Here is a 13,174-nt window from a genome sequence, read left to right on the forward strand (position 1 = left end):
TTTAATAGTATTTAGAGAAATTATTCGGTTACGATTTTGGCTCCTAGAGCTTTCAATCGTTCCTCTATATTTTCGTATCCTCTGTGGATTTGTTCGATGTTTTGGATTTTGCTTACTCCTTTTGCAGAAAGCGCTGCGATCAATAAAGAGATTCCGGCACGGATATCTGGAGATGACATAGTCGTCGCTTTTAATTGCGATTTGAAATCATGTCCGATAACAACAGCTCTATGTGGGTCGCAAAGAATGATTTTTGCTCCCATATCAATCAATTTATCTACGAAGAACAAACGGCTTTCAAACATTTTTTGGTGAATCAGGACACTTCCTCTCGCTTGTGTCGCCACAACCAAAACAATACTCAACAAGTCAGGAGTAAAACCTGGCCATGGAGCATCTGAAATTGTCAAGATAGAACCATCGATATAATTTTGTATTTCATAACCTTCTGTATGAGCCGGAATATAAATATCATCGCCTCTTTTTTCTAGCGTAATTCCAAGCTTTCTGAAAGTTCCAGGAATTACTCCAAGATTTTCCCAGCTTACATTCTTAATGGTGATTTCGCTGCGCGTCATCGCTGCCAATCCAATCCAAGAACCAATTTCGATCATGTCTGGAAGAATTGTGTGCGTGCAACCTTTTAACGATTCAACACCTTCAATTTCTAACAAGTTCGAGCCAACTCCGGTAATTTTAGCCCCCATAGAGTTCAGCATTTTACAAAGCTGCTGTAAATAAGGCTCGCAAGCGGCATTGTAAATCGACGTTTTTCCTTCTGCCAAAACAGCTGCCATAACGATATTGGCAGTTCCTGTAACAGAAGCCTCGTCAAGAAGCATTGTAGTTCCTATTAATTTAGTTGCTTCAACGCCATAGAAATGGTCTTCTCTATTGTAACGGAACGAAGCTCCAAGATTGATAAAGCCTTCGAAATGTGTATCCAGTCTTCTTCTTCCGATTTTGTCTCCTCCAGGTTTTGGAATGTATCCTTTTCCGAAACGAGCTAAAAGCGGACCGACAATCATAATAGAACCGCGAAGCGAGCTTCCTTCTTTTTTGAAAGCTTCCGACTCTAAATAAGCCATGTTCACTTCATCAGAAAGGAAAGTATAAGATCCTTTTCCGATCTTTTCGATTTTGACCCCAAGATTTTTCAATAAAGTAATCAGTTTATTGACATCGATAATATCCGGAATATTGTTTATCGTTACTTTTTCCGGAGTCAGCAATACAGCGCATAAAATCTGTAATGCTTCGTTTTTCGCTCCTTGTGGCGTAATTTCTCCTTTTAAAGGAACGCCACCTTCAATCTTGAAAGTTTCCATTTTTTAAAATTATGAGTTTATCGATTATGAGTATAAGTGTATATTTTACAATTTATAACTCAAAACGTTAAGGTTTCCTATTGTTGTTTTTGTTCTGATTGTTTTGCTTGCCGTTGTTGTTCTTAGGCTTTGCTTTTTGCGGCAGCGGCTGGTTTTTATTCGACATTTTTTTATTCGTACGCATCAAATCTGTAGAATTGAGCAGTTCTTCCGAACTCGCCTTCAAGTTGATTCTGCCATTTGACAGCTCGTATAAATGTTCAAAAATAACGTCGTCTTTTACCGTATCCTTGTTCCAGCTCAGGTAAGACTTTTTCATGTGATTGGCAATAACCTTGATCAGCGCGCTTTTCAATTCGCCTTCTTCCCATTTGTTGGCCACATCAATCATGTATTTGATGTTGTTTCCGTAAAATCTATATTTCGGGAAATTTTGCGGATATTTCAAGCGATCCGGCTTCTGCTGTAGCATTTCTCTCGATGGTACCGGATACGGAGAATCGACATCTAATTTAAAATCAGACATAATAAAAATCTGGTCCCAAAGCTTGTGCTGAAAATCTGGAACATCGCGCAAATGCGGATTCAAGCTTCCCATCACCGCAATAATATATTTTGCGGCTTTGTTTCGCTCATTCTTGTCTTCGATTACAGTGGCCTGGTCGATCAGTTTCTGCAAATGGCGTCCGTATTCCGGAATAATCAAATGCGGTCTTTCGGCATTGTACTCCAAATGATGAACGATGTCGTGCGGGTTTTCTTTTATGTACATAAAATTGTCGTGAAGCTTTAAAGCGAGATAATCCCTTCTATAGTGGAAACCTCTAAATATTTATCAATGATGCTCTGTGAGCTTTTCATTCTTACATTTACAGAAATACTTGTAAATTTTCCTGTTTTCGACTGCGTGGTATTGATAACGGCACCCATAGCATTAAAAGCATTTTCTACCGCATCAACCTTTTCTTTATCTGTAGGCACTATGAATTTAAAAAGATATTCTGCCGGCCAGACATTTGCATCATCCAATTCTACTTTCAGCCTTTCATAAAATTCCTGGGTCTTCTTATCCATCTTCAAAATTAAAATAAAAGCAAATATACGGTATTGATTTTAGATTTAAGAATTATGAAATTAATTTAATATGAAATGAGAACATTCGCCATTCGCATAAAACATCAAGCCATCCAAACCAAGCGCTTTTAAAAAAACTAAATTCGCTTTAGTATCTAAAAATCTTTAAGTAAATTTGCGCCTTATTTTCAAAAAGTGCAAAAAGATATTGTTGTAATTATCGGCGGCCCGGGAACTGGCAAGACGACCATCATCGATGGTTTGTTAGAACGCGGACACTGCTGTTTTCCTGAAATTTCACGAGAAATAACGCTGGAAGCCAAAAAACAAGGAATTGAGCAATTGTTCCTCGAAAATCCATTGCTTTTTAGCGAATTGCTTTTGGAAGGAAGAAAAAAACAATACCACCAGGCCTTAAAAGAAAAAAGCCCTGTAGTTTTTATAGACCGCGGCATTCCAGATGTTTTGGCTTACATGCACTATATCGGCGATGCTTATCCTGCTTTTTTCGACGAAGCCTGTCGCGAGCACAAATACACAAAAATCTTTATCCTGCCGCCATGGGAAGCCATTTATGAAAGCGACGATGCGCGGTATGAAAATTACGAACAAGCTACTTTGATCTACAAACACTTGAAGGAAACCTACGAAAGTTATGGCTATTCCTTGATTGAAGTTCCAAAAGACACGGTAGATAACAGAATTCTTTTTATCTTAGGGCATCTTTCGAACTAGAAATATGCAAGAAGCGCTATCGATTCTTCAAAAATATTGGAAACACGATTCGTTCAGAACGCCACAGGCTGAAATCATAGCTTCGGTCTTGAGCGGACACGATACGTTTGCCCTAATGCCTACTGGCGGGGGGAAATCCATCTGCTTCCAGATTCCTGCCATGATGCGTAATGGAATCTGCCTCGTAATTTCACCGTTGATTGCCTTAATGAAAGACCAGACGGCCAATCTTCAAAAGGTAGGCATCAAAGCAATTGCTTTGACTGGAGGCATTTCTACCGATGAAATCAGTGATCTTTTAGACAATTGCCTATACGGGAATTATAAATTCTTATACCTGTCGCCAGAGCGATTGCAGGCGGATTGGATTATGGACCGCATCAAAAATCTGCCGATTAATCTTATCGCAATAGATGAGGCGCATTGCGTTTCGCAATGGGGACATGATTTTCGTCCAGCCTATCTTAAAATCGCTTCTCTAAAGACCCATTTTCCAAAGATTCCTTTCTTGGCCTTGACGGCAACGGCAACCGAGCGTGTAAAAGAAGATGTTATTATTCAGCTGGGATTAGAAAATCCAGATATTTTCCAGAAGTCTTTTGCGAGAGAAAATCTGGCGTATATGGTTTTTAATGTGGAAGACAAGCTTTACCGACTAGAACAAATACTAAAAAAAAATCCGCAGCCTTCTATTATTTATGTCAGAAATAGAAAAGCCTGCCTTGATACGGCTTCGCAGCTAGAAGCTTTAGGAATCAAAGCTACGTTTTATCACGGCGGTCTTCATAGCAGGGAAAAAGAAAAAAACATGAGGCTCTGGATGGACGAAGATGTCCAAGCCATAGTTGCGACAAATGCTTTCGGCATGGGAATCGACAAGGCAAATGTAAAAACAGTAGTCCACATCCAATTGCCAGAAAATCTTGAAAATTATTATCAAGAAGCAGGACGTGGGGGCAGAAACGGTGAAAAGGCTTTTGCCGTTTTGCTGAACAGCCCGTCTGACGTCCAATATTCCGAAAACCAGATCTTGAATAATCTTCCCGACAAGAAATTCTTGAATGAGATGTATGTAAAATTGTGCAACTTTTTCCAAATTGCCTATGGCGAAGGAATTGACGAGCAATTTTCTTTCAACATCAACCAGTTCTGCGTCCAATACGGATTTCCAATCTTGAAAACCTTTAACGGCTTGCAATTTTTGGACAGGCAAGGAATTATTACGCTTTCACAGGAATTTTCAGAAAAAGTAACCGTACAATTTATCATAGAATCCAAAGAAGTAATCCGCTATACCAGCCTGAATCCGCAAGATGAAGAAATCATTCTGGCGATGTTGCGCACCTATCCTGGCATTTATGAAGTTGTTACTCCTATAAACATTTCCTTAATCGCAAAAAAATCAGGCAGCAAAGAAAACCAAGTTGCCGCTGTATTGCAGAAATTACAAGAAAGACAAATCATCGAGTACCATGCCAAGAGCAATGATTCTACGATTACCTTCAATGAAGTTCGCGAAGACGATAGGACGATCAACCGCGTCTCAAAATACCTGGAAAATCAAAATAATTTGAAAAAAGCCCAGCTGGAGGCAGTTTTAGACTATGTGACTAATGACAAATCCTGTAAAAGCCATCAGCTCTTGAGTTATTTCGGCGAAAAAGACAGCCAAAACTGCGGTATCTGTTCCTTCTGTATCAAACAAGACAAAACACCGAGTCCTCTTTCCTCTATTGCAGAAAAAATCTTGGGATTGTTGCAAACCAGTCCGATGAGTTCAAGAGAAATCCAAATGTATTCTAAATTTCCCGACGATGCCATTATCTTTGCACTGAAACAACTATTAGAAACGAACAAGATCGAACTCTTGCCAAACAATAAATATACCTTGAAATAGAATGGAAAAATTACGCATCGTTTTTATGGGAACACCAGAATTTGCAGTCGGAATTCTGGATACACTACTTAAAAATAATTTTGAAGTCGTTGGAGTAATCACTGCTGCCGATAAGCCAGCCGGCCGCGGCCAGAAGCTAAAATATTCGGCTGTAAAAGAATATGCACTAGAAAAAAACTTAAAATTATTACAGCCGACAAATCTAAAAGACGAAACTTTCTTGGAAGAATTAAAAAACTTAAATGCGAATCTTCAGGTTGTGGTTGCCTTTCGAATGCTCCCGAAAGTGGTTTGGGAAATGCCTAAATTCGGAACATTCAACCTTCATGCTTCGCTCTTGCCTAATTATCGTGGTGCAGCTCCTATAAATTGGGCCATCATAAATGGGGAAACCAAGACTGGCGTGACTACATTCTTCATCGATGATAAAATTGATACCGGAGCGATGATTTTGAGCAAAGAAATAGAAATTACTCCAGACGAAAATGCAGGAATTCTCCATGACAAGCTGATGGATTTGGGTAGCAAGACCGTAATTGATACTTTACATTTGATTGAAAATGGCAAAGCAGCAACTACCATACAAAAAGATACAGACGATATCAAAACAGCTTACAAATTAAATAAAGACAATTGCAAAATTGACTGGACCAAATCTGGAAAAGAAATTCACAATCTAATTCGTGGCCTTTCTCCCTATCCTGCAGCATGGAGCTTTTTTAGCGACAAGGACCAAGAATGGAATGTAAAAATATACGAAGCACGATTTTTACAACAAGACCACACAGAAGCTATCGGAAAAATCATTACGACCAAAAAAGAAATGAAAGTTGCGGTTAGTGACGGTTATATTGAAATACTACAATTGCAATTTCCAGGAAAGAAAAATCTAAAAACAGCCGAACTATTAAACGGTATTAGTTTTAGAGACGAGGCAAAAGCTTTCTAATCCCGCATAAACACTGATTTGACAGCGATTTTGAGAAAAACAAGTCGGTTTTATTAACAAAAGCCCTAAGTTATCAACAAATCGGTGAAAAACACTCGAAATGTCTTGCCCAGTAAGGAAATCCTATTAAATTTGTTATAATTAACATAATGTTTAACCAACAATTAAAACTATTATTATGAACAAATCAGAATTAATCGATGCTATCGCTGCTGACGCAGGAATTTCTAAAGCAGCTGCAAAACTAGCTTTAGAGTCTTTTTTAAATAACGTAGGTGGTACTTTGAAAAAAGGTGGCAGAGTATCTTTAGTAGGATTTGGATCTTGGTCAGTATCTTCTAGAGCTGCAAGAGAAGGAAGAAATCCTCAAACTGGAAAAACTATCAAAATTGCTGCAAAAAATGTAGTAAAATTCAAAGCTGGTGCTGAATTAGAAGGATCAGTTAACTCTAAATAGTTTTTTGTCCCGATATAAATCAAAGCCTTCCATTTGGAGGGCTTTTTTTATGCAATTCATCGAATTAATTTGGAACAAAAAAAATTTATTGTTAAATTTAGTAAAAATTGCAAGAAAATGATTTCAGAAAAACTCAAAAAAGGAATCTTACTGATTGCGGAACCATCCATAATCGGAGACCTATCATTCAATCGCTCAGTTATTTTGCTTGCCGATCATAATGAAGAAGGTTCTGTAGGATTTATCCTTAACAAGCCTTTAGAGTACAGCATCCGAGATTTGATTCCTGAAATTAATGCAAAATTTAAAATCTATAACGGAGGGCCTGTCGAACAAGACAATCTTTATTTTATCCATAATATTCCAGACTTGATTCCTAACAGCATTGAAATTTCAAACGGAATTTATTGGGGCGGTGATTTTGAATCTACGAAAGACCTCATCAATGAAGGAAAAATAAAGAAAAACAACATCCGTTTCTTTTTAGGATATACAGGCTGGGATGCACAGCAATTAGACAAAGAGATGCAGGCCAATTCGTGGATAATTACAAAAAACATCTACGAAAATAAAATTATCGGAAAATCAACTACTGACTTCTGGAAGCAAAAGATTTTAGAATTAGGAGGCGATTATGTAATCTGGTCCAATGCTCCGGAAAACCCTATCTTAAATTAGCTTAAGCGAATCTGAGCATTCAATCGAAGTAATAAATCTTTAGCCGTTTTTGTCTCGTATTCTTTCTTGCGATATTTTGTTATTGGCTGAATTCCTCTAATTACATTCGTAATAAACAATTCATCCGCTTTTTGCAAGTCAAAAGGAGAAATTGGCGTTTCTTCCACCTCAATTGTTTCTATCTTTTTGGCAAGCGCCAAGATTTGTTTGCGCATCACGCCATTCAGGCAGCCTTCAGAAATTGGCGGTGTAATCAATTTATTGCCCATAAGCATAAAAAGATTTCCGTTTAATGCTTCGATTACATTTTTATCATCATTGATAAGAAGGCAGTTGTCATAGCCGTTTTCATCAGCAAAAATACTTCCGGTCACGTTTATCATCCTATTTGACGACTTTATGGTTGAAAGCAGGTGTTTTGCCACAACAAAATCTTTATAAAGCTCTACTTCATACTCCTCTTTTTCAATACGATAAACGGAATTTTCGAGAGGCTGTACGGTAACCAAAAAGGAAACATTATTATCTTTTGGAAGATAAAATCCTCCTTCGTTTCTATATACAGAAATTCTAGCTCTTGAAGAAGCTGAAAGATTTTCAGCAGCTGCCAGCGAGAGAAGTTGTTCCTCAAAATATTCCATCGTAAAATTCATCGGAATTTGCATCCTAACGATACGCATGGCAGACATCAGCCTAAAATAATGATCTTCAAGGAAAAGAATTTTTCCATCTAAAATTTTTACCGTTTCAAAAACAGAATCCCCATATAAGAATCCTCTGTTACCTATCAATAAATTTGCTTCTGAAGTAATGTTTCCGTTGAAATTGATCATAAAAAAAGCCCTGAAATTAAATCAGGGCAAATATAAGTCTTAAAAACAGAATTACACTATACAGATCCTATTACGTGCTTCAAATCCGAAATTTGGTTTTCCCACAATTGTGTAGATTCTTCTACTTCGTCTTTTTCGGCAAAATCAACTACCATAAGAGAAACGTCTTTAGTGATTTCATCAACAAGGATTCGCAATTCAAAAAAATACTCCCCATCTTGGCCATTTTCGTCAATCCAGCGAAATTTCACTTTCTCTCCTGTTTTTTTTGAAGCCAATCTGGCTTTCTCTTCTGCATCATCCCATATGAACGTAAAAAACTCCCCTCGAGAATTAACATTATCAGCAAACCATTCTGACAATCCAGAAGGTGTTGATATATACTGATATAGCAATTGCGGTGAAGAATTTAGAGGAAATTCTAATTCATATCGTACTTTATTTTCCATAGGGCATCGTTATTTTTTTGGAAATATATAGAATAAAATCAAATTAACGATGATTTAAAAATTATTTTTTTTTGCTGATTTATATTTGCAACCTGTAAATTTAATTTTATATTTGCACCCGCATTCGACAAGGATGCATGACCTAAAAATGGCGAGGTAGCTCAGTTGGTTAGAGCGCAGGATTCATAACCCTGAGGTCACGGGTTCAACTCCCGTCTTCGCTACGAAAATCAAAACCCTAACTAATCAGATAGTTAGGGTTTTTTTATTGCTTTTGTTTTGAGGATTCAATCATACCTTACAATCTTAGAGTGAGGAAATGGAGTGAGGAAGACTATCTTAAAACCCTAACTTTTAGAGCCGCCTCTTCTACTGCTGATAGTATGGTTGGGTCTAGATAATGATTCTCCAGTACCTGTTCTGTTGAATGTGATGTTAATTTCCCCGTTTCTTTACCCATAGCGTGATTAACCCAAGTTATATATGTTTTTCTCAAATTCTTCAAACTTATCTCTAAATCTGAATTATACTGGTCTTTATAAAAGGTAAAACCTTTTGAAAGGTCATTCATTATCGTTTTTGATTTAACTGTTCTCTCAGGGAAAAGAATGTACTCATTAGTGTGTTTTTTCTCTTCATACCTCATTTGATTTAGAAAATCTTGCAAGTCTGAATTAATTGGGATGTATTTAATATAGTCTGAACTCTTTAAAATTGCATTTACTTTTTTGTTGCTAATCATAAAAAACATAGTGCCAGTTGATTCGTTTGTATAAATATCTGACCATTTTAAGTCAACTACATCTTCTCGTCTCCCCCCAGTCAGTAAAAAGAGTTTAAAACCATTTATCAGATAAGTTCGGTGCATGTTTTTCTTTTCCCCTTTACCACCCAAGACTTTTATTGGATTTTTGTTGGCTTCAACCACTTTCAATATTTCATTGAAATCATTTTGACTTACTATTTTATTATTTTTCTTTTGAACATTTTTTGACTCGTATCTTGCAAATGGATTTTTCATTTCCACTTCTTCTACCTCAATTAAGAAATCGAAGAACATTTTTAAAGAAATCATACATTTATTGAATGTTCTAGGCATGTATTTACTTTCCATGGATTTATAAAATATTCCTACATCTGTTTGTGTCACACTGACCACTCTAGTAGTATTTATGTTTTTGGTTTTATGAACAGATTTGCCAAATAAAACACAATATCTAATCAATTCTTTCTGATAGTCTACACCGATTTTTCTAACTTTATGTGAATATGCATGTTCCCCGCTTAAAAACTGCTTGTACTTGAGTATAGCATCAATAATCGAATAATCATTTCCTTCAGTTGTTTGTTTAAGACTTTCATAATTATTCTGAACTAAATCCTTCTTGAAATCAATCGCTTCTTTAACAGCTTCTTCATAGTCTCTTGAAGATAAAATTCTAGTTCTGACACTTTTTCTGGTCCCACTTACATGAATCCTAACTCTATATTGTTGAAAATCAAAATGCTTACAGTTAGGATTGTCAATTTTACATTTATTGCAATACACTTTCATTCCCTTGAAAGGTTTCTTAGGTAATTTCAATTTTTCCATTATCTGAACCTTTTAAGTAATTCGTTATCTGACTCATCCCTAGGAATCACTTTTGTTTTTGGCAAAATATGAGTTTCGGATTCCAATTGATTTTTTAGTAATTGGAATAATGCCTCATTTTTTAGAATTCCTCGGCACAAGGATTCCCAGTTATTTGGATTTGATTTATAAATTCCTTTAACCAATGGATAATAAAGTGCCATGTCTACATTAATTTTATAGACACAAGGACGATTAGTAATCATCACAGGCGTAATTCCTTTCGATTTAAGCCAGTTTTTGGTTGCCTGCCACCCTTTGCGTCTAATTAAGGGCGCAACCTCGTTGATAGTTAATAATTTTAAGCTATCGTCATTTGTTGTTGAATTATTTTCCAAACTTTTAATAAATCTTCGATTCTCATTTTTTTATTATTTCAGAAGATTTTGAGAATTATGTTGAACCAGTAAAAAGATTATAATTCTAGTCTGAATTAAATGCATAGCAAATCATGCAGAGTAAAACTCCTTTTTTTTGGTTTAAAAGATGGATGCTGAAACCACTTTTTAAAGACAAAGTGGCTAATTAAGATTATCGTCTAAACAGTTATACTGTCCTCTGGCGAGTTTAGAGTAATGAATAAAAAGAGCGGTTTATAGTCTCCGTTTTTATCCTTTTTTATATCACTATTACAAACTTACTACACAAATCCTAAAGTCCACGGTGTTTTTCAAACTTTCTTAAAACCTCTCGAAATTTTCTTTCACAAATATTCCAGGTTTTTTAGGACATAAACAAGAAGAGGCTCGTGTTTCCTGGGCTCGAGTAAAAAAGTACAATAGTGAGCTCTTATATTTAGATAAAAAACAGCAAGTATCAGACAGATAAATTTATTTGATAGACATTTTAATTAATCGAATGAAATATTAAAATATTACTAGCGAATCCTACTTCTATTTAATAACAATTTTAAAGTGTATATTCTTATAAAATCAAATTGATTGTAAGTATCTTTGGGAGTAATAGTCAAATCAAAGAAGCATGTTAGTTAAAGAAGTTTTCACACAATTATATAAACATTCAATTACAAAAGAAAATCCAGCTTGGGAGCTAGAATGTGATTGTCAAAATGAACTTACTTTTAACCTTGTTGAAACACTTTTTCAACATGAACTGATGGAGCTGTTTTATACTTATAAGGCATCTGAAAAAGTTATTCCAATTATTCATTTGCATTTTGATGAAATCATCAATTGGAAGCAACGAAGTAAACTTAAAGAACATAAAGATGTTTTCTCATATTTACAATTTACTTGGGGAATTTGTGCAACAACACAACTGAATTTAGATGGAGAATTTATTTACTGTTTTGATGTTTTTATGAAATCTGTTTTTGGCAGAACATTTCAAAATGGTGAACAATATGACTTGAGTGATATTGACCCTTATGGTTTCTTAAATTCAAAAAACAATTACATCGCAAATTCTAAAGAAATTGTAGAACAATGGTTTAGTCAATTATATTATTATTCAAAATCATTTTCAGGGTTGAATGAGTGGTGTGTGTATTTTTTTGAAGAGGTATATTATCATTTAAATGAAGATTTTCAAATAGAACAATATCATCCTCAATTTCTTTCAAATCTATTATCTTGGTGCGAGGTAAATTTTGATAAAAGAGCTTCTCGAGCAATAAGAAATATTATAGAACGAGAATTTAATTTAATTACTTGGTCAGAAAATGAAAATGAAAATGAAATAAAAAAATCACTTGGTCTTCAATTGTTACTTTGTAGAGATTATAGAAATACTAAAAAGGGTGAATTATTAGCTGAGTTAGAACATAATTCTGAATTCAATCCATTATCAAAAATGCAATCAAGAGAAGCATTATGTTATGATGAGGAAAGTTTGACTAAAAATTTTAGTGAGTTAATTGCTTCCATAAAAGATTACAACCTGTTCTTAGAAACTCAAAACTTGGACATTTTTCAATGTACGTACCAAAGAGCTAGAATTTTTAAAATTTTCTTAAGTATTTTTAACATAGCTTCTGATATCGAAAAAACCAATATAATTGAAGAGATACTTTTAAATTATTACAATGTAGACAAACCTCAAGAAACAGGAAAAACACTATTTATTATCCCTAATCAATACAAGAGAGTTGCATATTGTTTTCCTCACAAATCAGTCTATGATGAAAAAGACTCGCAAAAATTGATAATTGAAATTATTGATGCTGAAAATAAAGCTTTCAACACATATAGATTACTTAAAGGGGGAATAAAGCAGGAAATAATTATAACTGATTTTTCTGTTGGAATGCCTCTTCCAAAATTTGCATATGACTTTGAAAAAAGACTTCTAAGTTTATATGACTTTAATAAAATTAAAGAAGATTTATTCAATGCAAATTCAATGTCTCAATTTGATTTAAATTCATTCCCTCTTCAAACTTTAATGATGAAGACAATAAATAAAACTTTACCAATAAACTTAAGCTTATCTAAAAAACTTGATTTTCCTAAAATAGAGAAGATTCTGTTTTGGTCAGGCTTTAGTCAAACATCAGAAATTGAAAGAGAAGCTCTTGAAGAAATTTTTCAATTTGCTGAGATTGAATTTGAAGTACATAATGAAGAAAACAGTAGTTTGAAAAAATTTCAAAATAGGATAATTGAATACAAACCAGATATTGTATGGATTTCTTCACATGGGGAATATCAGCATTATGAACCAAATATTTCTTCAATAAAATTATCTGAATCAGAATCCATAAGCATCAGAGATTTCGAACAGCTTATTAATAAAGACGATAAAAGACGTTTGTTGTTTTTAAACGTTTGTGAAGGCGGAGTTCATTCTCAAACTGGAGAATTTAAAAATATTGGTTTCCCAAACTTATTAACTGCAACAAATCAAGATATTATTTCACATTTATGGATGGTAGAAGCTCGTTTTGCATGTGTTTTTGGTGTCTTTGTAGCGTTAGGTGTAGCTTTATTACAGAAAAACTATTTTGAAGCATTCGAATATTCACTTTCAAGAGTTTTAATTGATAAGGAAACTATTCTTGAGGAATTGGAAACCTTTCCAGTAAATCTGACTAATTTGAAAGAAAGAATTCAGAACAATGATAGCACTGAATGGGACAATATTATTACCACAGGAAGCCCTGTATACAATATATAATCATTT

At 34.8% G+C, this 13,174-nt stretch carries 13 protein-coding genes and 1 tRNA gene; 7 read left to right on the plus strand and 7 right to left on the minus strand.

Annotation, left to right across the window (positions count from 1 at the left end; all coding sequences use genetic code 11):
- Positions 1 to 20 precede the first annotated feature (20 nt).
- The 3 genes from murA to GGR22_RS03450 form a co-directional block, all read right to left on the minus strand.
- Positions 21 to 1,328 carry a UDP-N-acetylglucosamine 1-carboxyvinyltransferase gene (gene murA, locus GGR22_RS03440; protein ID WP_121374983.1) on the minus strand — a complete coding sequence of 436 codons (1,308 nt, stop codon included), beginning with the start codon at positions 1,326 to 1,328 and terminating at the stop codon, positions 21 to 23.
- Positions 1,329 to 1,395: 67 nt separating this feature from the next.
- Positions 1,396 to 2,100, minus strand: coding sequence for a DUF4290 domain-containing protein (locus GGR22_RS03445; protein WP_121374984.1), 705 nt, complete (start codon positions 2,098 to 2,100; stop codon positions 1,396 to 1,398).
- Positions 2,101 to 2,117: 17 nt separating this feature from the next.
- On the minus strand, positions 2,118 to 2,402 hold the full coding sequence (locus GGR22_RS03450) for a DUF493 family protein (RefSeq protein ID WP_121374985.1): 285 nt from the start codon (positions 2,400 to 2,402) through the stop codon (positions 2,118 to 2,120).
- Positions 2,403 to 2,597: 195 nt separating this feature from the next.
- On the opposite strand from GGR22_RS03450, the gene GGR22_RS03455 reads away from it, so the two are divergent.
- From GGR22_RS03455 to GGR22_RS03475, 5 genes are all read left to right on the plus strand, one after another.
- Positions 2,598 to 3,137: an AAA family ATPase gene (locus GGR22_RS03455; RefSeq protein ID WP_121374986.1), complete on the plus strand. Its 540-nt coding sequence runs from the start codon at positions 2,598 to 2,600 to the stop codon at positions 3,135 to 3,137.
- A 4-nt stretch (positions 3,138 to 3,141) separates the two neighbouring features.
- A complete protein-coding gene (locus GGR22_RS03460) occupies positions 3,142 to 5,034 on the plus strand; it encodes a RecQ family ATP-dependent DNA helicase (RefSeq protein ID WP_182492577.1) in 1,893 nt (630 codons plus the stop codon).
- Between the two features lies 1 nt (position 5,035).
- A complete protein-coding gene (gene fmt, locus GGR22_RS03465) occupies positions 5,036 to 5,983 on the plus strand; it encodes a methionyl-tRNA formyltransferase (protein ID WP_182492578.1) in 948 nt (315 codons plus the stop codon).
- Positions 5,984 to 6,161: 178 nt separating this feature from the next.
- Complete coding sequence (locus GGR22_RS03470; protein WP_056069491.1) at positions 6,162 to 6,440, plus strand: HU family DNA-binding protein; 279 nt, start codon at positions 6,162 to 6,164, stop codon at positions 6,438 to 6,440.
- A 117-nt stretch (positions 6,441 to 6,557) separates the two neighbouring features.
- Positions 6,558 to 7,118 (plus strand): YqgE/AlgH family protein, encoded by a 561-nt coding sequence (locus GGR22_RS03475; protein WP_182492579.1) that lies wholly within the window; start codon positions 6,558 to 6,560, stop codon positions 7,116 to 7,118.
- Here the strand turns inward: GGR22_RS03475 and GGR22_RS03480 are convergent.
- Complete coding sequence (locus GGR22_RS03480) at positions 7,115 to 7,951, minus strand: aminotransferase class IV (RefSeq protein WP_182492580.1); 837 nt, start codon at positions 7,949 to 7,951, stop codon at positions 7,115 to 7,117. The genes GGR22_RS03475 and GGR22_RS03480 overlap by 4 nt on opposite strands.
- A 56-nt stretch (positions 7,952 to 8,007) precedes the next feature.
- Positions 8,008 to 8,400, minus strand: coding sequence for an START-like domain-containing protein (locus tag GGR22_RS03485; protein ID WP_121374990.1), 393 nt, complete (start codon positions 8,398 to 8,400; stop codon positions 8,008 to 8,010).
- Positions 8,401 to 8,550: 150 nt separating this feature from the next.
- On the opposite strand from GGR22_RS03485, the gene GGR22_RS03490 reads away from it, so the two are divergent.
- A tRNA-Met gene (locus GGR22_RS03490) sits at positions 8,551 to 8,624 on the plus strand.
- A gap of 110 nt (positions 8,625 to 8,734) precedes the next feature.
- Here the strand turns inward: GGR22_RS03490 and GGR22_RS03495 are convergent.
- Positions 8,735 to 9,994, minus strand: coding sequence for a site-specific integrase (locus tag GGR22_RS03495; RefSeq protein WP_182492581.1), 1,260 nt, complete (start codon positions 9,992 to 9,994; stop codon positions 8,735 to 8,737).
- A complete protein-coding gene (locus GGR22_RS03500) occupies positions 9,994 to 10,371 on the minus strand; it encodes a hypothetical protein (RefSeq protein ID WP_182492582.1) in 378 nt (125 codons plus the stop codon). Before GGR22_RS03500 ends, GGR22_RS03495 begins: the two co-directional genes overlap by 1 nt.
- Before the next feature lie 643 nt (positions 10,372 to 11,014).
- On the opposite strand from GGR22_RS03500, the gene GGR22_RS03505 reads away from it, so the two are divergent.
- The gene (locus GGR22_RS03505) at positions 11,015 to 13,168 is read left to right on the plus strand and encodes a CHAT domain-containing protein (protein WP_182492583.1); all 2,154 of its coding nucleotides are present in this window, start codon (positions 11,015 to 11,017) and stop codon (positions 13,166 to 13,168) included.
- Positions 13,169 to 13,174: the final 6 nt, after the last annotated feature.

The organism is Flavobacterium gossypii, from assembly GCF_014138495.1.
GTDB lineage: Bacteria > Bacteroidota > Bacteroidia > Flavobacteriales > Flavobacteriaceae > Flavobacterium > Flavobacterium endophyticum.